This window comes from Streptomyces sp. NPDC051582, assembly GCF_040681715.1.
Taxonomy (GTDB): domain Bacteria; phylum Actinomycetota; class Actinomycetes; order Streptomycetales; family Streptomycetaceae; genus Streptomyces.
In genome coordinates, this window is the sequence record NZ_JBFAZJ010000055.1 from 1 (window position 1) to 25,767 (window position 25,767).

4 protein-coding genes are annotated in these 25,767 nt (G+C 75.4%); all 4 read right to left on the minus strand.

What is annotated here, in order from left to right; translation table 11 throughout:
* On the minus strand, positions 1 to 1,762 hold a 1,762-nt coding region (locus AB0M92_RS37430; RefSeq protein WP_366106845.1), incomplete at its 3' end, for a type I polyketide synthase.
* 7 nt (positions 1,763 to 1,769) lie between these two features.
* The gene (locus AB0M92_RS37435; protein WP_366106846.1) at positions 1,770 to 12,440 is read right to left on the minus strand and encodes a type I polyketide synthase; all 10,671 of its coding nucleotides are present in this window, start codon (positions 12,438 to 12,440) and stop codon (positions 1,770 to 1,772) included.
* Positions 12,441 to 12,496: 56 nt separating this feature from the next.
* A complete protein-coding gene (locus AB0M92_RS37440) occupies positions 12,497 to 17,383 on the minus strand; it encodes a type I polyketide synthase (protein WP_366106847.1) in 4,887 nt (1,628 codons plus the stop codon).
* 69 nt (positions 17,384 to 17,452) lie between these two features.
* On the minus strand, positions 17,453 to 25,767 hold an 8,315-nt coding region (locus AB0M92_RS37445), incomplete at its 5' end, for a beta-ketoacyl synthase N-terminal-like domain-containing protein (protein WP_366106848.1).

Consider the following 25,767-nt stretch of genomic DNA (forward strand, 5'->3'; position numbering starts at 1 on the left):
CGAACACCGGGAACGCGGCGTGCAGTTCACGGCCCATGCCCAGACGCTGCGCGCCCTGGCCCGTGAACAGGAACGCCGACCTGCCCTCCCGTACGGCGCCCTGCACCACACCGGCGCCGGTTCCGCCCTCGGCGAGGGCCGTCAGACCGGCCAAGAGCTCCTCGCGGGTCTCGCCGATGACGACGGCCCGCTCGTTCAGCCGGGCCCGCCGGGTGGCGAGCGCCCGGCCGGTGACCGCGAGGTCCGCGTCGTCCAGGGTCTCCAGGTGCGCGATCAGGCGTTCCGCCTGTGCGCGCAGCGCCTGCGCCGTCCGGCCGGTCAGCGCCCAGGGCACCAGGCCCGGCACGAAGGCGGGGGCCACCTCCTGCGGTTCCGTCCCCGCGTCGGCGTCGGCGTCGGTCCCCGGCTCCGCGGGCGCGGGCGCTTCCTCGACGATGACGTGGGCGTTCGTACCGCTCAGGCCGAAGGAGGAGATGCCGGCCCGTCGCGGGCGCTCGCCCGCCGGCCAGGCGACCGGCTCGGTCAGCAGCTTGACGTTGCCCGCCGTCCAGTCGACGTGCGGGGTGGGCTCGTCGACGTGCAGGGTCCTGGGCAGGACGCCGTGGTGGATGGCCTGCACCATCTTGATGACGCCGGCGACACCGGCCGCGGCCTGGGTGTGGCCGAGGTTGGACTTCAGGGAGCCGAGCCACAGCGGCTTGTCCGCGTCGCGGTCCTGCCCGTAGGTGGCGAGCAGCGCCTGCGCCTCGATGGGGTCGCCGAGGGTGGTGCCCGTGCCGTGGGCCTCCACGACGTCCACGTCGGCCGTGGTGAGGCCGGCGTTCTCCAGGGCGCTGCGGATCACGCGGCGCTGGGAAGGGCCGTTGGGGGCGGTGAGGCCGTTGCTGGCGCCGTCCTGGTTGACGGCGGAGCCGCGCAGGACGGCCAGGACCTGGTGGCCGTGCCGGCGGGCGTCGGAGAGGCGCTCCAGCAGCAGCACGCCGACGCCCTCCGACCAGCCGGTGCCGTCGGTGGCGGCGGCGAAGGACTTGCAGCGGCCGTCCTTGGCGAGGCCGCGCTGGCGGCTGAACTCGACGAAGACCTCGGGGGTGGACATGACGGCGACGCCGCCGGCCAGCGCGAGGGTGCACTCCCCCGCCCGCAGGGCCTGCGCCGCGAGGTGCATGGCGACGAGGGAGGAGGAGCAGGCGGTGTCGAGGGTCACGGAGGGGCCCTCGAAGCCGAAGGCGTACGAGACGCGGCCGGAGGCGATGGAGCCGGTCGCGCTGTTGTACGCGTAGTCGTGGTACATCATCCCGGAGTAGACGCCGGTCCTGCTGCCCTTGAGGGTGTGCGGGTCGATGCCGGCCCGCTCGAAGACCTCCCAGGACGCCTCCAGCAGCAGGCGCTGCTGCGGGTCCATGATCAGCGCCTCGTTCGGGCTGATCGAGAAGAGGGCCGGGTCGAAGCGGTCCGCATCGTGCAGGAACCCGCCCTTGTTGACGTACGTGGTGTTGGGGCGCTCGCCCTCGGGGTCGTACAGGCCCTCGGTGTCCCAGCCGCGGTTGACGGGGAACTCCGAGACGCCGTCGCGTCCCTCGTCGACGAGCTGCCACAGGCTTTCGGGGGAATCGACCCCGCCCGGGAAGCGGCAGCTCATGGCGACGATGGCGATCGGCTCGCGCGCGGCGGCCGACAGGTTGCGGTTCTGCGTCCGCAGCCGGGCGGTCTCCTTCATGGACGCCCGGAGCGCGTCGAGCAGCTTCTGGTCAGAATTGGACATCGGCTTCTCACATTCCCTGTATCGCGTCGTCCAGCCCGAGACCGTCGAGCGCCATGTTGATCAGACTCTCGGCGTCCATGTCGTCGATCGCCTCTTCCTCCGCGGCGACCGCCTTGGACTCCGTGGTTTGCGTTCGTCCGTCGGCGAGTTCGAGGAGGGTGTCCACCAGGCCCAGTTCGCGCAGGCGGGCCATGGGGACGGTCTGGAGCAGGCGGCGGATCCTGCCCTCCTCGGAGTCGGGGTCGGGGCCGGGGCCCGCCCCGTCGTTTCCTTCCCTCGGCCGGAGCTCCTCGGCGAAGTGCTCGGCGAGTGCCTGGGAGTTGGGGTGGTCGAAGACGAGCGTGGCCGGCAGTCGCAGTCCGGTGGCCTCGGCGAGGCTGTTGCGGAATTCGACGGCGGACAGCGAATCGAATCCGAGCTCCTTGAACTCGCGGCTCTTGCCGATGGACGTCACCCCCGAGTGGCCGAGGATCGCGGCCGCGTGGGCCCGTACGAGGTCGACCAGCTCGTCCGTGCGGGCGGCCTCCGACAGTCCGGCCATCCGGCGGCGGAACGCCGTCACGTCGACCGTTGGGCCGGCGTCCGCGCGGCGGCGGGCGCGGGCGGGCACCAGGCTCCGGAACAGGTCGGGGAGGTCGGTGGCGCTGCGCATCGCCTTGGTGTTCAGCAGGATCGTCACGAGCGCGGGTGCGCCGAGGGCGTGGGCCGCGTCGAACACCTCGGTGCCCGCGCCGGCCGTCAGCGATTCGATGCCGATCCGGCTCATGCGGCCGCTGTCGGCGGCGGCCAGCTCGCCTGCCATGCCTGCGCCGGCCTCCTCCGACGCCCACGGCCCCCAGGCGAGGGACTGGGCGGGCATGCCCTGCGCGTGGCGGTGCGTGGCGAGGGCGTCGAGGAAGGCGTTGGCGGCCGCGTAGTTGGCCTGGCCCGGGTTGCCGAGGATGCCGGCGACCGAGGAGAAGAGGATGAACGCGGCCAGGTCCAGGCCCGCGGTCAGCTCGTGCAGGTGCAGGGCGGCGTCGACCTTGGGCCGCAGGACCGCGCTCACGCGCCCGGGCGTCAGCGAGCCGAGGATGCCGTCGTCGAGGACACCGGCCATGTGGACGACGCCCGTGAGCGGGTGGGCGGCCGGGATGCGGGCCAGGAGTGCGGCGAGGGCTTCGCGGTCGGAGGTGTCGCAGGCGGCGATCTCCACCTCGGCGCCGAGTTCCGCGAGTTCCGCGACGAGTTCGGCCGCGCCTTCGGCCGCCGGACCGCGGCGGCTCGTCAGCAGCAGGCGGGTCACCCCGCGCCGGGTGATCAGGTGCCGGGCGAAGAGGCGGCCCAGCATGCCCGTGCCGCCGGTGATCAGCACGGTGCCGTCGGCGGCGAACTCCGCGCGCTCGGCCGGTTCGGCTTCCGTCGCCGCCCGTACGAGGCGCGGGGCGAGGACGGCCGAGGACCGTACGGCGACCTGCGGCTCGCCCGAGGCCACCGCGAGGGCGACGTCGGCGAAGCCGGAGGCGTCCGCCGCGTCCGTGTCGAGGAGGACGACACGGCCGGGGTTCTCCGACTGCGCGGTCTTCACCAGACCCCAGACGGCGGCGCCGGCCAGGTCGCCCACGCCCTCGTCCGCCACCGCGACCGCACCGCGGGTCCGGACGACGAGCGTCGAGCCTTCGAAGCGCTCTTCGGCCAGCCATTCCCGCAGGACCTCCAGGGCCCGGCCCACGGCGGTGTGCACGGCAGCGGCATCCGTACCGGCGGGCGCGTCCCAGACGACGGAGTCCGCGACGGGGCCTTCGCCGAGCGACTGCCAGGCGACCACGGACCGGCCGTCGGCGGCCGCCGTCTGCGATTGCGTCTGCGTCTGCGTCTGCGTCTGCCAGTCGATCCGGAACATGGCGTCCCAGACCATCGAGCGGCCCTCGGCGGCCGGCTGGCCGGTGGCCAGCGGGCGCAGCATCAGCGAGGCGAGCGAGGCCACGGGGACCCCGGAGGTGTCCGCGAGGTCGACCGCCACCGAGCCCTCGCCGCGGGTGGAGACCCGTACGCGCAGGGCGGACGCTCCTTCGGCGGCGAGCGAGACGCCGGAGAGGGCGAAGGGCAGGGCGGCCTCCCCGCCGGTCACGCCGGACAGCGCGACCGGGTGCAGCGCCGCGTCGAGCAGCGCGGGGTGGAGGCCGTAGCCCTCCGGCTCGACCCCGTCGGGCAGGGCGACCTCCGCGTACACGTCGTCGCCGGAGCGCCAGGCGGCCCGCATGCCCTGGAACACGGGGCCGTAGGCCAGGCCGGCCTCGGCCACCTCGGCGTAGAACCCGTCGAGGTCGACCGGCTCGGCGCCGGCGGGCGGCCAGACCGTCGCGTCGAAGGGGCGTACGGGCTCGGCGGCCGCTTCGGCGCCGAGCGTGCCGACCGCGTTGCGGACCCACGGCAGGTCCTCGTCCTCACCGCGCGAGTGGAAGGTCACCGGGCGGCGGCCGGCCTCGTCGGGGGCGCCGACGCAGACCCGGACCGCGACCCCGCCGTGCTGCGGGAGCACCAGCGGGGCCTCCAGCGTGAGTTCGTCCACGGCCGGGCAGCCGATCCGGTCGCCCGCCTGGACGGCGAGCTCGATGAAGCCGGTGCCGGGGAAGAGCACGGTCTCGCCGACCTTGTGGTCGGCCAGCCAGGGCTGGGCGGAGACGGCGAGCCGGCCCGTGAGCACGATCCCGTCCGTGTCGGGCGCGGAGATGACCGCGCCGAGCAGCGGGTGGTCGACGGTCGAAAGGCCGAGGGAGGTGGCGTCGCCGCCGCCCTGGCCGTCCGGGATCCAGAACCGCCGGCGCTGGAAGGCGTACGTCGGCAGGTCGACGCGGCGTGCGGCGGTGCCGTCGTAGTACGTCTGCCAGTCGATGCGCGAGCCCGAGGTGTGCAGGTGGGCCAGGGCGGTGAGCAGGGTGCGCGACTCGGGGCGGTTCCCCCGCAGGACCGGCTCGACGACGACGTCCTCACCGTCGAGGGTGGTACGGGTCAGGGCCGACAGGACGGCGTCGGGGCCCAGCTCGACGAACCGGGTGACGCCCAGGCCGTGCAGGTGCCGGACGGTGTCGGAGAACCGGACGGCTTCGCGCAGGTGGCGGGTCCAGTAGTCGGGGGTGCCCCAGTCCTCGCTGATCTCGCCGTGGACCCCGGAGACCACCGGGATCTTCGGCTGGTGGTAGGTCACGTTCTCGGCGACCAGGTGGAACTCGGCCAGGACCGGGTCCATGAGCGGCGAGTGGAAGGCGTGCGAGACGCGCAGCCGGGTCGTCTTGCGGCCGAGCGCGGTGAAGACGGCGGTGATCGCGTCGACCGCCTCCTCCTCGCCGGAGACCACGATCGAGCGCGGGCTGTTGATCGCGGCGATCCCGACCGCGTCGCTCAGGTGCGGCAGTACCTCCTCCTCCGCGGCTTCGACGGCGGCCATCGCGCCGCCCTCGGGCAGGGCCTGCATCAGGCGGCCGCGGGCGGCGACGAGGCGGGCCGCGTCCTCCAGGGAGAGGACACCGGCCGCGTGCGCGGCGGTGATCTCACCGATGGAGTGGCCGGCCAGGAAGGCCGGGCGGACGCCCCAGGACTCGGTGAGCCGGAAGAGGGCCGTCCCGACGGCGAAGAGGGCGGGCTGGGTGTAGGCGGTGCTGTTGAGCAGCGCCTCGTCCTCGGCGGACCCGCCCCACATCACCTCGTACAGCGGGGTGTCGAGGTAGGTGTCGAGCGCGGCGACCACCTCGTCGAGCGCCTTGGCGAACACCGGGAACGCGGCGTGCAGTTCGCGGCCCATGCCCGGGCGCTGCGCGCCCTGGCCGGTGAACAGGAAGGCCGGCTTTCCGTCCCGTACCGCGCCCCGGACCGCTCCGGCGCCGGTGAGGGCGGTGGCGGGCGCGCCCTCGGCCAGCGCGGACAGTCCGGTCAGCAGCTCCTCGCGGCTCCCGGCGACCACCGCGGCGCGGTGCTCGTACGGGGTGCGGGAGGTGGCGGCCGAATAGGCCAGGTCGGTCAGGCCGGCCGGGGAGAGCTCCGCGTCCGAGGTGACGTGGGCGTGCAGGCGTTCGGCCTGCTCGGTGAGGGCCTGCGGGCTGCGGGCCGACAGCACGACCGGTACGAGGGGCAGTGCGCGCGGCTCACCGGCCGGGGCCGTGGCGGCGGGCGCGGGTGCCTCTTCGAGGATCACGTGGGCGTTCGTACCGCTGAGGCCGAAGGAGGAGATGCCCGCGCGGCGCGGACGGCCCGCCCGGGCGGGCCAGGCGACGGGCTCCTGGAGCAGCTTGACGTTGCCGGCCTCCCAGTCGACGTGCGGGGTGGGCTCGTCGACGTGAAGGGTCTTGGGCATCAGCCCGTGGCGCAGGGCCTGGACCATCTTGATGACCCCGCCGACGCCGGCGGCGGCCTGCGCGTGGCCGATGTTCGACTTCAGGGAGCCCAGCCACAGCGGCTTGTCCTCGTCGCGGTCCTGGCCGTACGTGGCGAGCACGGCCTGGGCCTCGATCGGGTCGCCGAGGGTGGTTCCGGTGCCGTGTGCCTCCAGGACGTCGACGTCGGCGGTGGTGAGGCCGGCGCCGTCCAGGGCGGCGCGGATGACGCGCTGCTGGGAGGGGCCGTTGGGGGCGGTGAGCCCGTTGGAGGCACCGTCCTGGTTGACGGCGGAGCCGCGTACGACGGCCAGGACCCGGTGCCCGTTGGCGCGGGCGTCCGAGAGCCGTTCCACGACGAGCACGCCGACGCCCTCCGACCAGGCGGCGCCGTCGGCGGCGCCCGCGAAGGACTTGCAGCGGCCGTCCTTGGCCATGCCCTTCTGGCGGCTGAACTCGACGAACACCTCGGGGTCGGACATCACGGTGACGCCGCCGGCCAGGGCCAGGGTGCACTCGCCGGAGCGGAGCGCCTGGATGGCCAGGTGCAGGGAGACGAGGGAGGAGGAGCACGCGGTGTCGACCGTCATGGAGGGACCCTCGACGCCGAGGACGTAGGAGACCCGGCCCGAGGCGATGCCGCCCGTGGACGCGTTGTGCGCGTAGTCGTGGTACATCATCCCGGAGTAGACGCCGGTCCGGCTGCCCTTGAGGGTGCGCGGGTCGATGCCGGCGTCCTCGAACGCCTCCCAGGACGCCTCCAGCAGCAGGCGCTGCTGCGGGTCCATGATGAGCGCCTCGTTCGGGCTGATCCCGAAGAAGTCGGGGTCGAAGTCGCCGGCGTCGTAGAGGAATCCGCCGCGGGCGACGTAGCTGGTGTCGGGGCGGGCGCCGGTCGGGTCGTAGATGCGGGCGAGGTCCCAGCCGCGGTCCTGCGGGAAGTCGGAGATCGCGTCGACGCCGTCGGCGACGGCCTGCCACAGGCCCGCGGGCGAGGTGATGCCGCCGGGGTAGCGGCAGGCCATGCCGACGATGGCGACGAGCTCGTCGTCGGCGGTGGCCGCCTTCTTCCGGACGGCGGCGGGCTGCGCGGCGGCGGGCAGTCCGGACACCTCGGTGAGCAGGTGGCGGGCGAGGCCCAGCGGGTTCGGGTAGTCGAAGACGATGGTGGCGGGCAGGCGCAGACCCGTGGCCTCGGCGAGGCCGTTGCGGAACTCGACGGCGCGCAGGGAGTCGAAGCCGAGCTCCTTGAACGCCCGCTCGGGCTCGATGGCCTGGGTGGAGCTGAAGCCCAGTACGTCGGCGACCTGGCGCAGCACCAGCTCGACGAGCACTTCCTCGCGGCCGGCCTCGGGGAGGGAGGCGAGGCGCTGCTGGAGGGCTCCGGCCTCGATCTTCCCGCCGGCCTTGCGGCGGGTGGTGACCGGGGCGAGGGAGCGGAACACCTCACGGGCGCCCGCGCCCTGGGCGCGGATCGCCCCGAGGTCCAGCTTGACGGGGACCAGCGTGGCGTCGCCCGCGGCGCGGGCGGCGTCGAAGAGGGCGACGCCCTCCGCGGAGGAGATCGGGTAGACGCCGCCCTGCGAGATGCGGGAGCGCTCGGCGTCGGTCAGGGCGCCGGTCATGCCGCTGGCCTCGCCCCAGAAGCCCCAGGCGAGGGACTGGGCGGGCAGCCCCCGGGCCTGCCGGTGGGCGGCGAGGCCGTCCAGGAAGGCGTTGGCGGCCGCGTAGTTGGCCTGGCCGGGGTTGCCGAAGATCCCGGCGACGGAGGAGAAGAGGACGAAGGCCGCCAGCTCGGCGCCGGCGGTGAGCTCGTGCAGGTTGAGGGCCGCGTCGACCTTGGGGCGCAGTACGTTGTCGACGCGCTCGGGGGTGAGCGAGCCGAGGATGCCGTCGTCGAGGACGCCGGCGAGGTGGACGACCCCGGTGAGGGGGTGTTCGGCCGGTACGGCGGCCAGGAGCGCGGCGAGGGCCTCGCGGTCGGCGGCGTCGCAGGCGGCGATCTCCACGTGCGCGCCCAGTTCGGTGAGCTCGGCGGCGAGTTCGGCGGCGCCTTCGGCGTCTTGGCCGCGCCGGCTCGTCAGCAGCAGACGGCTGACGCCCTGCTCGGTGACGAGGTGGCGGGCGAAGAGCCGGCCCAGCATGCCGGTGCCGCCGGTGAGCAGGACCGTACCGCCGGGGGCGAACCGCGGTGCCTCGGCGGCGTCGGTGGCGGCGGTGGCGCTGGCGCGGACCAGGCGGGGCGCGTACGCGACCCCGTCCCGTACGGCGATCTGGGACTCGCCTGCGGCGTAGGCGGTGAGGACGTCGGCTTCGGCGGCCGCGTCGGCCAGCACGATGCGGCCGGGGTTCTCGGACTGGGCGGACTTGACCAGGCCCCATACGGTGGCCCCGGCCAGGTCGGTGACGTCCTCGCCGGTGCGGGCGGCGACGGCGCCGCTCGTACGGACGACCAGGACCGATCCGGCGTACCGCTCGTCGGCGAGCCACTCCCGGGCGACGGCGAGGGCGGCGTGCGCGGCGGTGCGGGCGGCCTCGGCTCCGGTGCCGGTGGGGGCGTCCCACACGACCACGTCGGCGAGCTCGCCGCCTTCGGTCCGCGCGGCCTCCCAGGTGGTGAGCGAGACCTCGGCGGCGGCGGCCGGGAGGGCCTGCCAGTCGATGCGGAACAGGGCGTCCCGGGTGAGGGAGCGGTCCTGGGCGAGCCGGTCGTCGGTGAGCGGCCGCAGGACGAGGGAGTCCACGGACGCGACGGGCTGCCCGGCCGAGTCGGCGAGGTCGACGGCGACCTCGCCGTCCCCGAGCACGCTGACCCGTACGCGGACGGCGGCGGCGCCCTCGGCGGCGAGGGTGACCCCGGACCAGGCGAACGGCAGGGCCGCCCGGTCGCCGGTGACTCCGGTCAGCGCGACGGTGTGCAGGGCCGCGTCGAGGAGCGCCGGGTGGAGTCCGTACGCGGAGCCGTCGGCGGCGTCGGGCAGCGCGGCCTCGGCGTACACGTCCCCGCCCAGGCGCCAGGCGGCGGTCAGGCCCCGGAAGACGGGCCCGTAGTTCAGGCCCTCCGCGGCGACGTTCTCGTAGAAGCCGTCGAGGTCGACGGGCTCGGCGCCGGCGGGCGGCCAGGCGGTGGTGTCGAATGCGCGCGAGGGTGTGGCGGCGGCGCCGAGGGTGCCGACCGCGTGCCGGGTCCAGGACAGGCCGGTGTCCTCGCCGCGCGAGTGCACGGTCACGGCCCGGCGGCCCGCCGGGTCGGGGGCGTCGACGGTGACCCGTACGGCGACTCCGCCGCGTGCGGGCAGCACCAGCGGGGCCTCCAGGGTGAGTTCCTCGACGGTGGTGCAGCCGGCCCGGTCGCCGGCCAGGACGGCCAGTTCGACGAAACCGGTGCCGGGGAAGAAGACCTGGTCGCCGACCCGGTGGTCGCCGAGCCAGCCGTGGGTGGCGGTGGAGAGGCGGCCGGTCAGCGTGAAGCCCTCGCTGTCGGGCGCGGTGACGACGGCGCCGAGCAGCGGGTGGCCGGCGGGGTCGAGGCCGGCGGCCTCGACGTCGCCCGCGGCGGCGGGGGCCGGGGCCCAGTAGTGCTCGCGCTGGAAGGCGTACGTCGGCAGGTCGACGGGGCGGGCGGGGGCGGCGCCGTGGAAGAGGGTCCAGTCGACGGGCGCGCCCGCCACCCAGGCCTCGGCGAGCGAGGTGGCGAACCGCTCGATGCCGCCTTCGCCGCGCCGCAGCGAGCCGACGGGAGCGGCGCTGACTCCGGCGGCGGAGACGGTTTCGGCGAGGCCGACGAGCAGGCCGGGGTGGGGGCTCGCCTCGACGAAGACGGTGAAGCCGTCGTCGAGGAGGGCGCGGGTGGTCTCCTCGAAGAGGACGGTCTGGCGCAGGTTGCGGTACCAGTAGTCGGCGTCGAGGGTGACGGTGTCGACGGGGGCGCCGACGACGGTGGAGTAGAAGGAGACCTCGGCGGAGCGCGGGGTGATGCCGGCGAGGGCGGCGCGGACCTCGTCGCGGATCTCCTCGACGAAGACGGAGTGCGAGGCGTAGTCGACGGGGATCTTGCGGGCCTGGACCCCTTCCGCCTCCAGGTGGGCGTACAGCTCGTCGAGGTGCTCGGGGTGGCCGCAGACGACGACCGAGGTGGGGCTGTTGACGACGGCGAGCTGGAGGCGGCCGTCCCAGCGGGCGATGAGCTCGCGGACCTCGGCGGAGGGCAGGCGTACGGACATCATGCCGCCGCGCCCGGCCAGCCCGGTCCGGATGATCTTGCTGCGGAGGGCGACGACGCGGGCGCCGTCCTCCAGGGACAGGGCGCCGGCGACGGTGGCCGCCGCGATCTCGCCCTGGGAGTGGCCGACGACCGCGGCCGGCTCCACGCCGAAGGAGCGCCACAGCGCGGCGAGCGAGACCATGACGGCCCACAGCACCGGCTGGACGACGTCGACCTCGTCGTACGTGGGGGCGCCCGGCTCACCGCGCACGACGTCGATGAGGTTCCAGTCGGTGAAGCGGGCGAGGGCTTCGGCGCACTCCCCCATCCGCGCGGCGAACGCCGGGGAGGAGTCGAGCAGTTCGACGGCCATGCCGATCCACTGCGAGCCCTGGCCGGGGAAGACGAACGCGACCTGCGGGGAGCCGGAGGCGGAGCCGCGGACCAGGTGCGGGGCCTTGCCGCCGTCGGCGAGGGTGTCGAGGCCGGCCAGCAGGGCGTCGCGGTCGGCGCCGAGGACGACGGCGCGGTGGTCGAAGGCGGTGCGGCGGGTGATGAGGGCGTGGCCGATGCCGCTCGGGTCCTCGTCCTGCGCGTGCTCGCGGACGAAGGCGGCCAGCTTCCCGGCCTGTCCGCGCAGGGCCTGGGCGCTGCGCGCCGAGACCACGTACGGCAGGACCGGGGAGGCGACGGCGGGGGCCCCGGGGGTCTGCGCGACCTCCTCGGCAGCGGCCGGCTGCGGCGCCTCCTGGAGGATGACGTGGGCGTTGGTGCCGCTCAGGCCGAACGCGGAGACGCCGGCGGTACGGGCGTGGTCCTCGGCCTGGGGCCAGGGCAGCGCTTCGGTGAGCAGTTCGACGTGGCCGGCGTTCCAGTCGACGTGGCTGGAGGGCTCGCAGACGTGCAGGGTGCGCGGCATGAGGCCGTTGCGCATCGCCATGACGGTCTTGATGACGCCGCCGACGCCGGCCGCGCCCTGGGCGTGGCCGATGTTCGACTTGAACGAGCCGAGCCGCAGCGGCCGCTGGGCGGTGTGGTCCTGGCCGTACGTGGCGAGCAGGGCCTGCGCCTCGATCGGGTCGCCGAGGGTGGTGCCGGTGCCGTGGGCCTCGACGAGGTCGACGTGGGCGCCGGGGATCTGGGCGTTGGCGAGGGCCTGGCGGATCACCTTCTGCTGGGCGGGGCCGTTGGGCGCGGTGAGCCCGTTCGAGGCGCCGTCCTGGTTGATCGCCGAGCCCTGGATCACCGCGAGGACCTCGTGCCCGTGGCGGCGGGCGTCGGAGAGGCGCTCCAGGAGGATGACGGCGGCGCCCTCGGCCCAGCCGGTGCCGTCGGCCGCGTCGGAGAAGGCCTTGCAGCGCCCGTCGGGCGAGAGGCCCTTCTGCTTGCTGAAGGCGACGAACGGGGACGCGGTCGACATGATCATCACGCCGCCGGCGAGGGCCAGCTTGCACTCGTTCTGGCGCAGCGCCTGCGCGGCCAGGTGGATGGCCACCAGGGAGGAGGAGCAGGCGGTGTCGACGGTGAAGGCGGGGCCTTCCAGCCCCAGGGTGTAGGAGACCCGGCCGGAGATGACGGACGAGGCGCGGGAGGTGGCCATGAAGGCCTCGACGGCCTCCGGCACGCCTTCCTCGTAGTCGCCGTAGTCCTGGATGCCCGAGCCCATGTAGACGCCGACCTGGCTGCCGCGCAGGGTCTCCGGGTCGATGCCGGCCCGCTCGAAGGCCTCCCAGGACACTTCGAGGACGAGGCGCTGCTGCGGGTCGGTGCCCTCGGCCTCCAGGGGGCTGAGCCCGAAGAACCCGGGGTCGAACATGCCGGCGTTCTCCAGGAAGCCGCCCTGGTGGACGTAGCTCGACCCGGGGGCGTCGGGGTTCGGGTCCATGAGGGCCTCAAGGTCCCAGCCGCGGTCGGTGGGCATGCCCGCCACGGCGTCGCGGCCCTCGGCCACCAGCTGCCACAGCTCTTCCGGCGTGGTGATCCCGCCGGGGAAGCGGCAGCTCATGGCCACGATCGCGATCGGCTCCCGCGTCTGAGCCTCGACGTCCTGGAGCCGCTGCCGGGTCTGGTGCAGATCGGCCGTGACTTTCTTCAGGTAGTCGAGGATCTTCTCGTCATTTGCCATGTCGGGTCTCACCGAGTCCTTTTGATGAATGTGTCGGCAACGTGCTCGGGGCTCGGTCAGGCCAGGCCGAGTTCTCTGTCGATGAAGGCGAAGACGTCGTCCGCCGAAGCGGATTCGAGCTGGTCTCGGACCATCTCGCCGGTTCCCTGGAGGTCGGTGAGCCTGCCGACCAGGGCTTGCAGCCGCGAGGTGATCCGGCTGGAGCGGATCTGCTCGATGTCGAGGGAGGCGGCGAGTTCCTCGAAGCGGTCCAGCTCGGTGAGCACGTCGGCCGGGCCGTCGTCGCCGTCCTGGAAGAGCTCGGTGCGCAGGAACGCGGCGAGCGCGGCGGGCGTGGCGTAGTCGAACACCATCGTGCTCGGGAGGTTCGCGCCGGTCGCCTCGCTCAGGCGCGAGCGCAGTTCGACGGCGGCGACGGAGTCGAAGCCGAGGTCCTCGAAGGCGCGGGTCGGCTCCAGCTCCGCCGGGGAGTCGTAGCCGAGCAGGGCCGCGACCTTGCCGCGGACCAGGTCCAGCAGGGAGCGGGTCTGCTCCGCCTCCGGCTTTCCGGCGAGCGAGGCCACCAGGGCGGATCCGCCGCCCGCCGCCGCGCCTTCGGCGGCGCCCGTGAGGATGTCGCGCACCTCGGGCAGGGCGTTCAGCAGCGGGCGGGGCCGGGCCAGGGTGTAGGTGGGGACGAAGCGCTCCCAGTCGAACTCGGCGACCACGAGGTGGCTCTCGTCGTGCTCGATGACCTGGCGCAGGGCGCCGACGGCGATGGAGGGCCGCATGGCGGGGGCGCCGATCCGGCGCATCATGGCGCCGAGTTCGGCGTCGACCATGCCGCCGTCCCACGAGGACCAGGCGACGGAGGTGACCGTACGGCCCTGGGCGCGGCGGCGGTGGGCGAGGCCGTCGAGGTGGGCGTTGGCGGCGGCGTAGGCGCTCTGGCCGGCGCTGCCCCAGACGGCCGCGCCGGAGGAGAAGAGGACGAACGCGTCCAGCGCTTGGTCGGCGAGGAGTTCGTCGAGGAGGACGGCTCCGGCGACCTTGGCGTGGCCGACCTCGGCGAACTCCTCCAGGGAGAGGTCCGAGAGCGGGGCGATGCGCTGCATCGCGCCGGCCGCATGGACGACGGCGGTCAGCGGCTGGTCCTCGGGTACGGAGTCCAGGACGCGGGCCAGCGAGGCGCGGTCGGTGACGTCGCAGGCCTCGATGCTCACGCGGGCGCCGAGCGCGGTCAGTTCGGCTTCGAGCTCGTCCATGCCGGCCGCGGCGCGACCGCGGCGGCTGGTGAGCAGCAGGTGTTCGGCGCCCTCGGCGGCGAACGTACGGGCCACGTGGGCGCCGAGGCCGCCGGTGCCGCCCGTGATGAGGACGGTGCCGCGGGGCTGCCAGGTGCGGCGGGGCTCCTGGCCGGCGAGGGGGGCGCGCACGAGGCGGCGTACGAAGACGCCCTGCGGGCGGATGGCGACGGCGTCCTCGCCGCAGGCGCCGGTCAGCAGCGAGCACAGCTGCCGGGCCGCGGCCGCGTCGAGGACGGCGGGCAGGTCGACGATGCCGCCCCAGGTCTGCGGGAGGTCCAGGGCGAGGGCTCCGGCCAGGCCCCACAGGGGGGTCTGGCCGACGGCCGCCACCTCGTGGGAGCCGGCGACGGCGGCCGCCCCGTCGGTGGCGAGCCACAGCGGGGCGCTCAGCCCGGCGTCGCCGTGGGCCTGTACGAGGGTGATGGTGGCGGCCAGGCCCCGGGTCAGGCCGGGGTGTCCGGCGTGCGGCCGCTCGTCGAGGGAGAGCAGTGAGAGCACTCCGGCGGCGCTGCGGCGGCGCAGCGCCTCGGCGAGGGCGGCGCGGTCCGCCCCGTCGACCTCTACGGTCTCGGGGGCGGCCCCGCTGTCGGCCAGCGCCGTGAGCACGGCGGCGACCCGCGGGTCGGCGGAGTCCCGCGGGGTCACGGCGACGAGCCAGGTGCCGGTCAGGGCCGGGGCGGGCAGGGCCTCGGGGGCGGGCTGCCAGACGACGCGGTAGCGCCAGGAGTCGAGCGTGTACGCGTCCCTTTGGCGGCGGCGCCACTTCGACAGGGCGGGCAGCACCTCGTGGAGCGGCTCGGCGGCGATCTCCAGCCGGCCGGCGAGGGACTCGACGTCGGCCTGCTCGACGGAGTCCCAGAAGGCGGTGTCGGCCGGGTCGGCCGCGCCGCCGGCGCCGCCCTGTGCGGCGGCGAGCAGGCCCGGGGTGGCCGGGACGGCGTCCGCCCAGAAGCTGCGGTGCTGGAAGGCGTAGGTCGGCAGGGCGAGGCGGCGGGCCGGGCGGGCGGCCGGGCGGGCCGCGAACAGGGCCGGCCAGTCCGGCTCGGCGCCGCGGGCGAACGCCTGCGCCACGGCGGCCAGGAGCGTGCGCTCCTCGTCGCGGCCGCGGCGCAGGGCGGGGGCGACGACGGCACCGGTCTCGGCCGTGAGCGAGTCGGCGGCCATCGGCGTGAGCGCGGCGTCCGGGCCGAGTTCCAGCAGGACGCGGACTCCGTCCGCCTCGATCGCGCGCAGGGCGTCGGAGAAGCGGACGGCCTCGCGGACGTGGCGGACCCAGTAGTCGGCGCTCTGGAGCTCGCCGTCCCCGGCCGGGCGGCCGGTCAGGTTCGACACGACGGGGATCCGGGCCTCGTTCCAGGTCACGCTCTGGGCGACGGCGCGGAACTCCTCCAGCATCGGGTCCATCAGCGGGGAGTGGAAGGCGTGCGAGACCCGCAGTTCCTTGGTCTTGCGGCCGTCCTGCCCGAAGTGGGCGGCGATGGCCCGTACGGTGTCCTGCTCGCCCGAGACGACCACCGCGCGGGGGCCGTTGACGGCGGCGATGCCCACTTCGTCCGTGAGGTGCGGGCGGACCTCCTCCTCGGTGGCCTGGATCGCGGCCATCGCGCCGCCCGCGGGCAGGGCCTGCATCAGGCGGCCGCGCGCGGCGACCAGGCGGGCCGCGTCGGCGAGGTCGAGGACCCCGGCGGCGTGGGCCGCGGCGATCTCCCCGATGGAGTGGCCGGCCAGGACGTCCGGGCGCAGGCCCCAGGAGCGCACCAGCCGGAACAGGGCGGTCTCGACGGCGAACAGCGCGGGCTGGGCGTAGGCGGTGCGGTTCAGCGCTTCCTCGTCCCCGCCCCACATCACGTCCTTGAGCGGGGTGTCGAGGTGGGCGTCGAGGGCGGCGGCCGCCTCGTCGAGGGCCTGGGCGAAGACGGGGAAGGCGGCGTGCAGTTCACGTCCCATGCCCAGGCGCTGGGCGCCCTGCCCGGAGAAGAGGAAGGCGGTGCGGACGTCGGGCTCGGCGACGGCGCGGGCCGCGTCACCCGGGACGTCCCCCTCCGCGAGGGCCGCCAGGCCCCGTACGAGCTCCTGGCGGTCGGCGGCGAGGAGGACGGCGCGGTGCTCCAGCGCGGCGCGGGTGGTGGCCAGCGAGTGGCCGAGGTCGCGTACGGGCGCCTCGTCCCCGGCGGCGTCCAGGGCGCTCAGGTGGTCCAGCAGGTTGGCGGCCTGGGCGCGCAGCGCGTCGGCGGTCTTCGCCGAGAGGGGCAGCAGCGCGGGGGCGACGGGCTCGGGAGCCTCCTCGCCCGCCGGGGCCTCCTCGGCCGGCGCCGCCTCGATGATGACGTGCGCGTTGGTGCCGCTGAGGCCGAACGCGGAGACGGCGGCGCGCCGCGGCTCCCCGGTCTCGGGCCAGTCGACGGTCTCGGTGAGCAGCCGGATGTTGCCCGCCGACCAGTCCACCTTGGGGCTCGGCTCGTCGACGTGCAGGGTCTTGGGCAGGACGCCGTGGCGGATCGCCTCGACCATCTTGATGATGCCGCCGACCCCGGCCGCGGCCTGCGCGTGCCCGATGTTGGACTTGATGGAGCCCAGCCACAGCGGCTTGTCGGCGGGGCGTCCCTTGCCGTACGTGGCGAGCAGCGCCTGCGCCTCGATCGGGTCGCCGAGGGTGGTGCCCGTACCGTGCGCCTCGACCGCGTCGACCTGGTCGGCGGTGAGCTGCGCGCCGGCCAGGGTCTGCTCGATCAGCCGCTGCTGGGAAGGGCCGTTGGGGGCGGTGATGCCGTTGGAGGCGCCGTCCTGGTTGATGGCGCTGCCGCGGATGACGGCGAGCACCGGGTGGCCGTTCCTGCGGGCGTCGGAGAGCCGCTCGACGACGAGCATGCCCGCGCCCTCGCCCCAGCCGGTGCCGTCGGCGGCCGCGGCGAAGGACTTGCAGCGGCCGTTGGGGGCGAGCCCGCGCTCCTGGCTGAAGCCGACGAAGGAGGTCGGCGTCGCCATCACGGTCACCCCGCCGGCCAGCGCCAGGGCGCACTCGCCGGCGCGCAGGGCCTTGACCGCCCAGTGCAGGGCGACGAGCGAGGAGGAGCAGGCCGTGTCCACGGTGACCGCGGGGCCCTCCAGGCCGAGGGTGTACGAGATGCGGCCGGAGGCGATCGAGCCGAGACCGCCGATCCCGCCGTCGGAGGGGTAGTCGTGGTAGACGACGCCCGCGTACACGCCGGTGCGGCTGCCGCGCAGCGAGTGCGGGTCGATGGTGGCGCGCTCCAGCGCCTCCCAGGAGGTTTCCAGCAGCAGGCGCTGCTGGGGGTCGGTCTCCCGCGCCTCCTTCGGGCTGATCTTGAAGAAGTCGGCGTCGAACCGGTCCGCGTCGTGCAGGAACCCGCCTTCCCGGGCGTACGACTTGCCGGGCGTGCCCGGCTCCGGGTCGTACAGCCCGTCGACGTCCCAGCCCCGATTGAGCGGGAAGCCGGTGATCCCGTCTCCGCCGGAGGCCACCAGGTCCCACAGGTCCTCGGGGGAGCCGATCCCGCCGGGGTAGCGGCAGCTCATCCCGACGATCGCGATCGGCTCGTGCTCGCGGGCCTCGGCCTCGCGCAGGCGCCTCTTGGCGCTCTGCAGGTCGGCGGTGGCACGCTTGAGATAGTCGCGGAGTTTGTCCTGGTCAGGCATCTGAAGTCAACCAATCTGAAGCCAACTGTGGATCGCGGCGGTCGGGGTCGTGTCCGTAGTCGCGGCGGGTCAGAGCCCGAGCTCCCGGTCCAGTGCCTCGAACAGTTCGTCGTCGGTGACCGCCTCGAAGTCCTGCTCCGGGTCGGCCGGTTCGGTGGTGCGGGTGTCCTGCCAGCGGCGCAGTACCGCTTCGAGCCGTGCGGTGATGCGGGCGGGGTCGGCGGCGCCCTGGGCGACGGCGGCGAGGGCCGCGTCCAGCTGGTCCAGCAGCTCGGCGACTCCTTGCGTCCCGTCGTCGTCCCCGGGCCGGAGGGCGGCGGCCAGGTAGCCGGCCACGGCGCGCGAGGTCGGGAAGTCGAAGGCGAGGCTCGCCGGGAGGGCCAGTCCGGTGGCCGTGCCGAGGCGGCTGCGCAGTTCGACGACGGCCAGCGAGTCGAAGCCGAGCTCCTGGAAGGACCGGTCGGCGGCGACGGCGTCGGCCGAGGCGTGACCGAGCAGTCCGGCCACCTGCGAGCGCGTCAGCTCCAGGAGCAGCCGCTCCCGCTCCGCCGGCTCCAGGCCGGTGAGCCGGCGCCGCAGCTGGTCGGCCTCGTCGCCGCCGCGGCCCGAACGGCCGGCGGGGGTCCGTACGAAGCCGGCCAGGACGGCCGGGACCCGGCCGGTGGCCGCGCGGAGGGTGCCGCGGTCCAGGTCGAGGGCGGTCAGGTCCGCCCCGGGGCTGCGCAGCGCCTCGTCGAGCAGGGCCAGTCCGCGCTCGGCGCCCAGGGCGGGCAGTCCGAGCGAGGCCAGCAGCTCCGTCTGCCCGGCGGGTTCGGCGGCCGCCTCCCAGGGCCCGAAGGCGAGGGTGGTGGCGGCGAGTCCGAGGGTGTGCCGGCGGCGGGCGAGCGCGCTGAGGAAGCCGGCCGCGGCGGCCCGGGTGCCCTGTCCGGCGCCGTGCATGAGCCCGGCGGAGGAGGACAGCATCAGGAAGACCGCGAGCGGGTGTTCGCGGGTGAGCTCGTGCAGGTTCCAGGCCGCGTCGGCGCTGCGCCGCAGGTCGGCGTCGAGTGCGGCCGCGGCCTGCGCGTCGGTGCGCGTGGCGCCGGCCGGGAGGTCGGCGTGGACGACCGCGACGAGCGGGTGCCCGGCGGGTACGCCGGCCAGCAGCGCGGCCAGGGCGGAGCGGTCGGCGGGGTCGCAGTCGGCCACGACTGTCTCGGCGCCGAGGTCGGCGAGGTCGGCGAGGTCGGCGAAGCCGCCCCGGTCCGCGGCGGTCTCCGTACGCAGGAGCAGGAGGCGGGTGGCCCCGTACTCGGTCACCAGGCGGCGGGCGACCGCCGCGCCGGCGGCGGACCCGGCTCCGGTGACCAGCACCGTGCCGGCCGCCAGGGACGGCCGGTCCGCGTCGGGGGCGGGGGCCTTGGCCAGGCGCGGTACGAGGACGGTGCCGGCCCGGATCGCGAACTCGGTGAGCCCCGCGCCGAGGGCGGCGGGCAGCGCCTGCCGGGAGGCCTCGGTGTCGTCGAGGTCGGCCAGCACGAACCGGCCGGGGTGCTCGCTCTGGGCGGCCCGTACCAGACCCCCGACCGGGGCCTGGGCGAGGTCGGCGCCCTCGTCCTCGCGGACGGCGACGGCCCCGCGGGTGACCACCGTCAGGGGCGCGGCGGACTCCTGCTCCTCGCCGATCCAGCGCGCGAGCCGGTCCAGGGTGGCCGCGGCCACCGTACGGGCGCGGGCGGCCGCGTCGGCGTCGGCGGCCCCCTCGGGTACGGGGCACTCGTAGAGGACGGGCGCGTCCTGCGGCGCGGAACCGCCGGCGGGGGCCTGGCTCCAGGTCAGCCGGTGGAGGGCGCCGGGCTGTTCGCCGGTGCGCAGTTCCTCCGCCGAGACGGTGCGCTGGGTGACCGCGGCCGCCGACAGGACGGGACGGCCCTCCCCGTCGGCCGCTTCGAGGGCGAGCGTGCCCTGCGCGTCCCGGGTGATGCGGACGCGGAGCGCGGCGGCGCCGGGCCGGTGCACCTGGAGGTCGGTCCAGGAGGCGGTGGACAGCGGGGCCGGGGCGTCGGCGCCGGGCCGGTCGAGGCGGTCGAGGTGCAGCGCCGCGTCGAGCAGGGCGGGGTGGACCGTGAACCGGTCGGCCGCGGCCTCGCCGGAGCCCGCGCCGGCGGGCAGCGCGATCTCGGCGAACAGTTCGCCGCCGCGCCGCCAGGCCGCCTGCAGGCCCTGGAAGACGGGGCCGTACCCGTAGCCGCGGGCGAGCAGCCGCTCGTACGCGTCGGCCACCGCGACGGGCGAGGCGCCCGCGGGCGGCCACGCGGACAGGTCGGCGGGGGCGGCGGCGCCGGTGGTGAGGGTGGTGAGGGTGCCTTCGGCGTGCAGGCTCCAGCCGGAGTCCGCGTCGCCGTCGGCGTCCGCGGCCCGGGAGTACACGCCGACCGGGCGCAGGCCGTCCTCGCCGGGCGCGCCCACCACCACGTGGAGGGGGACGCCGCCCTGCTCGGGCAGCGGCAGCGGGGCGTGCAGGCTCAGGCCGGCCAGCCGGTCGCAGCCGAACTCGGCTCCGGCGCGCAGGGCCAGTTCCACGAAACCGGTGGCGGGGAGGACGACCGTGCCGAGCAGGTCGTGGTCCTCCAGCCAGGGCTGGGCGGAGCGGGCGGGACGGCCGGTGAAGGTGGCTCCGCCGGTGCCCGGGGCGGGAACGACGGCACTCAGCAGCGGGTGGTCCACGGCGTCGAGGCCGAGTGAGCCGGCGTCCCCGCCGCGGCGCTCGTCGAGCGCCCAGAAGCGGTCGCGGCGGAAGGCGTACGTCGGCAGTTCGATGCGCCGTGCGCCGCTGCCGGCGAAGAAGCCGTTCCAGTCGACGTCGACGCCGTGGGCGTGCGCCCGGGCGAGGGCGTCGACGAGGGTGTGCTCCTCGTCGCGTTCGCGGCGCGAGAGCGCTACGAACACCGGGGCGTCGCCGGTGCCGGTGCCCGTCTCGTGGGCGGTGTCGGTGTCGGTGTCGGTGTCGGCGAGGCAGGCGGGGCCGAGGCCCGCGAGGACGGCGTCCGGGCCGACCTCGACGAAGGCGGTGGCTCCGGCCTCGGCGAGGGCGCGTACGCCGTCGCGGAAGCGGACGGCCTCGCGGACGTGGCGGACCCAGTACTGCGGGTCGGCGATCTCCTCTGCGGTCATGATCCGGCCCGTCACGTTCGACACGAGCGGGATCCGCGGCTCGGCCGGGGTGAGGGCGGCCGCGACGGCGCCGAACTCGGCGAGCATCGGCTCCATGAGCGGCGAGTGGAAGGCGTGCGAGACGCGCAGCCGGGAGGTCTTGCGGCCCTGGGCGGTGAAGTGCTCCTGGATCGCGGTGACCTCGTCCTCGGCGCCGGAGACGACCACGGACTGCGGGCCGTTGACCGCGCCGATGCTCACGGTGTCGGTGAGCAGCGGCAGCACCTCCTCCTCGGACGCCTGGACGGCCGCCATGGCTCCGCCGGCGGGCAGGGCCTGCATCAGCCGGCCGCGGGCGGCGACCAGCCGGGCGGCGTCCGCCAGGGACAGCACGCCGCAGACGTGGGCCGCGGTGATCTCCCCGATGGAGTGCCCGGCGAGGAAGTCCGGGCTGACGCCCCAGGACTCCAGCAGCCGGAACAGGGCGCTCTCGAAGGCGAACAGCCCGGTCTGGGTGTAGACCGTACGGCTCAGCTCGGCCGCGTCCTCGCCCCAGACGACCTCGCGCAGCGGCCGGTCCAGGTGCCGGTCGAGTTCCGCGAGGGCCGCGTCGAAGGCCTCGGCGAACACCGGGAAGGCGGCGTGCAGTTCACGCCCCATACCGGGGCGCTGCGCGCCCTGGCCGGAGAACAGGAAGGCGGTGAGCGCGCCGGTGGCGGCCCGTACGGCGGGCGCGGCTGCGGGCGCCCCGTCCGCGAGCGCGGCCAGTGCCCGGCGGGCCTGCGCGGAGTCGGTGGCGACGAGCGCGACGCGGTGCTCCAGGGGCGCCCGCGTGGTCGCCAGCGAGTAACCGACGTCACGCGGCTCGGCGGCGGGCAGCGTGTCCAGGTGCCCCAGCAGCCTGCCGGCCTGCCGTACGAGCCCCTCCGCGTCCCGCGCGGAGAGCAGCCACGGCACGACCCTCGCCGGGGCGTCCGGCGCCGTCGCGGCCGGGGCTTCGCAGGCGGCGGCCTCCGGGAGGGCCGGGGCTTCCAGGATGACGTGGGCGTTCGTGCCGCTGATGCCGAAGGAGGAGACGCCGGCGCGGCGCGGCCGGTCGGCGGCGGGCCACTTGCGGGCCTCGTCGAGGAGGCGTACCGCACCCGCGTCCCAGTCGACCTTGGTCGACGCCGCGTCCAGGTGCAGCGACTTCGGCATGATGCCCGTCCGCAGCGCCTGCACCATCTTGATCACCCCGGCGACACCGGCCGCGGCCTGCGCGTGCCCGATGTTCGACTTGATGGACCCCAGCCACAGCGGCTCCGCGTCGCCGCGGTCCTGCCCGTACGTGGCCAGCAGCGCCTGCGCCTCGATCGGGTCGCCGAGCGTGGTGCCCGTACCGTGCGCCTCGACGAGGTCGACGTCCGCGCTCGACAGGCCGGCGTTGGCCAGCGCCTGGCGGATGACCCGCTGCTGCGAGGGCCCGTTCGGCGCCATCAGTCCGTTGCTCGCGCCGTCCTGGTTGACGGCGCTGCCGCGCAGCACAGCGAGCACCTGGTGCCCGTTGCGCCGTGCGTCCGACAGCCGCTCGATGACGAGGACGCCGACGCCCTCGGACCAGGCGGCGCCGTCGGCCGCGTCGGAGAAGGACTTGCAGCGGCCGTCCTTGGACAGGCCGCGCTGCCGCGAGAACTCCACGAAGGTCTCCGTGGACGACATCACGGTCACGCCGCCGACCAGGGCGAGCGGGCATTCGCCGGACCGCAGGGCCTGCGCCGCGAGGTGCAGGGCGACCAGCGAGGAGGAGCAGGCGGTGTCCACCGTCACGGACGGGCCTTCGAGGCCGAACGTGTAGGAGACGCGGCCCGAACCGAGCGAGCCGGCGGCGCTGTTGCCCGTGTAGTCGTGGTACATGATCCCGGCGAACACGCCGGTCGAGGTGCCCTTCAGCGAGGCCTGGTCGATCGCCGCGCGCTCCAGCGCCTCGTAGGCGACCTCCAGCAGCAGCCGGTGCTGCGGGTCCGTGGTCAGGGCGTCGTTGGGGCTCATGCCGAAGAACGCCGGGTCGAACTCGTCGGCGTCGTGCAGGAAGCCGCCGTGGCGCACGTACACCTTGCCGGGGGTGCCCGGCTCGGGGTCGTACAGTCCGTCGAGGTCCCAGCCGCGGTTGACCGGGAACTCGGTGATCGCGTCGACCTCGTCCTCGACGAGGCGCCAGAGGTCCTCGGGCGAGCGGACGCCGCCCGGGTAACGGCAGGCCATGCCGACGATGACGATCGGGTCGTCTTCGGCCGCCGTGCCGTCCGTGCCGTCCGTGGCGGTCGCCGCGGTCGCTGCCGTGGCGGTGGCCGCCGCCGGGGCGAGGAGCGCGTCGAGGTGCTCGGCGACCGCATGGGCGTTCGGGTGGTCGAAGACGAGCGTCGGGGTCAGCCGCAGGCCGGTCGCGGTGGTGAGCTGGTTGCGCAGCTCCAGTGCGGTGAGCGAGTCGAAGCCCAGCTCGTTGAAGGCGCGCTCCGGTCCGACCTCGGCCGTGGTGGAGTGCCCCAGGATGGAGGCGACCTGGCCGCGTACGAGGTCCAGCAGGGCGCGGCGGCGCTCCTTCTCGGGCAGCGCGGCGAGCTCCTGGCCGCGGGTGGCGGTAGGGGCCCCGCCGGTACGGGCCGCGGCGCGGGCGCGCCGGCGGACCAGCGCGGAGAACTGCGCGGGCAGGTCCTCGGCGGCGCGCAGGGCGGCGAGGTCCAGGGCGAGCGGCAGCAGGACGGGGTCCGCCGAGGTGGTGGCGGCCTCGAACAGGGCCAGACCGTCGGCGGCGGACAGCGCGCCGATGCCGGAGCGGCGCATGCGCTGGAGGTCGGTGCTGTTGAGCTCCTCCGCCATGCCGTCGCCGCTGACGGAGCCGCCGTCGCGCTCGGTGGCCCACAGGCCCCAGGCGAGCGACTGGCCGGGCAGGCCCTCGGCGCGGCGGTGGGCGGCGAGGGCGTCGAGGAAGGCGTTGCCCGCGGCGTAGTTGCCCTGGCCCGGGTTGCCGAGGACGCCGGCGACCGAGGAGAACAGCACGAAGGCGGACAGCTCCCGGCCGCGGGTCAGCTCGTGCAGGTTCCACGCGGCGTCGACCTTGGGACGCAGCGAGCCCGCCAGCAGCTCGGGGGTGAGCGAGCCGATGGTGACGTCGCCGAGGACGCCCGCGAGGTGGATCACGGCGGACACCCGGTGGCGGGCGAGCAGCTCGCGCGCCTGGTCCGGGTCGGCGAGGTCGCAGGCGGCGAGGGTGACCTCGGCGCCGAGGCCGGTGAGTTCTGCGTGCAGGTCGGCGGCGCCGGGGGCCCCGGGACCGCGGCGGCTGACCAGCAGGAGCTCGCGTACGCCGTGCTCGGTGACGAGGTGGCGGGCCACCAGACGGCCCAGCGTGCCGGTACCGCCGGCGAGCAGGACGGCGCCGGGGGCGTCGAAGCGGACCGATTCCTCCGGCGTGGCCCCGGCCGTCGCGCGGACCAGGCGCGGGGCGTACGGCGCACCGCCCCGTACGACGATCTCGGGCTCGGCGGCTGCCAGCAGGACGGCGGGCTCCGGCGGGAGTCCGGCGGAGCCGGGTTCGAGGTCGGCCAGGACGATCCGGCCGGGGTTCTCGGCCTGGGCCGAGCGCATCAGACCGCGGACGGCCGCACCGGCCAGGTCCGTGACGTCCTCGCCGGGCGTGGCGACCGCACCCCTGGTGAGGACGAGCAGGCGGGAGTCGGCGTACCGCTCGTCCGCGAGCCATTCCTGTACGCGGGCCAGCGCCCGGGTCGCCGCCGCGTGCACCCGCGCGGCGGTGTCCGCGGCCTCGACGCCTTCCGAGCCGTCGAGGACCAGTACGTCCTTGGCGGGCCCGGTGCGGTCGTCGGCGTCCCACAGGCCCCAGGACAGCGGGGCGGGGGCGGCGGCGGGGGCGGGCAGCGGCTGGAGTTCGACGGCGAACAGCGCCCCGCCCGGGGCCTGTCCGGCGGACCCGGCCGGGGCGGCGGGCCGCGAGGTGAGCGATTCGACGGAGAAGACGGGGAGGCCGTCCGCGTCGGCGCCGTCGAGGGTGATGCCGTCCGTACCGGAGGGGGCGATCCGCACGCGCAGCCGGGTCGCGCCGAGGGCGTGGAAGCGCACGCCCCGCCAGGCGAACGGCAGCAGCACACCGGAGCCGTCGGCCCGGCCGTCGCTCTGGCCGTCGCTCTGGCCGTCGCTCTTGCCGTCGCTCTGGCCGTCGCTCTGGCCGTCGTCCAGCAGGGAGCCGTGCAGGGCCGCGTCGAGGAGGGCCGGGTGGACGCCGAAGCGGAGGGCGTCCTCGTGCGCCTGCTCGGGCAGCTCGATCTCGGCGTACACCGCGTCGCCCTGGCGCCAGGCGGCCTTGAGGCCTTGGAACACCGGCCCGTAGTGGTAGCCGCGCTCCCGGAGCAGTTCGTACGCCTCGCCCACGGCCACCTCGGCGGCGCCGGCGGGCGGCCACGCGGTGAGGTCCGCGCCGGAGGCGACGGGTGCAGCGGCGAGGAGACCCTGGGCGTGCAGCACCCACGGGGTGTCGGGGAGGGAGTCCTGGGGCCGGGAGTGGATGAGCACGGGCCGGCGGTCCAGCTCGTCCGGGCCGGCGACCGAGACCTGGAGCGCGACGCCGCCGCGCTCGGGCAGGACGAGGGGCGCCTGGAGGATCAGCTCCTCCAGAGTGGTGTGGCCGACCTGCTCCCCGGCGTGCAGGGCGAGTTCGACGAAGCCGGTGCCGGGCAGCAGCACGGCGCCGAGCACGTCGTGGTCGGCCAGCCAGGGCTGGGTGTCGACGCCGAGGCGGCCGCTGAAGGTCACCCCGGCGGTGCCGGGGGAGGAGATGACCGCGCCGAGCAGCGGGTGGTCGGCGGGGGCCAGGCCGAACGCGGAGGCGTCGCCGCCGCCCGCGAGGTCGGCGATCATCCAGTACCGCTCGCGCTGGAACGCGTACGTCGGCAGCGCGACCGCCTGGGCGCCGGTCCCGGCGTAGAAGGCGGCCCAGTCGACGGCCGTGCCGGTGGCGTGCAGGCGGGCGAGGGCGGTCAGGAGGGTGCGCGCCTCGGGCCGGTTCTTGCGTACGGCGGGTTCTACGACCGCCTCGGTGCCGTCGAGGGTGTTCTGGGTCAGTGCGGTGAGGATGGCGTCGGGTCCGAGCTCGACGAAGGTCCGGACGCCCTTGGTGTGCAGGTGGTGGACGGTGTCGGAGAAGCGGACGGCTTCGCGGAGGTGGCGGGTCCAGTAGTCGGGGGTGCCCCAGTCCTCGC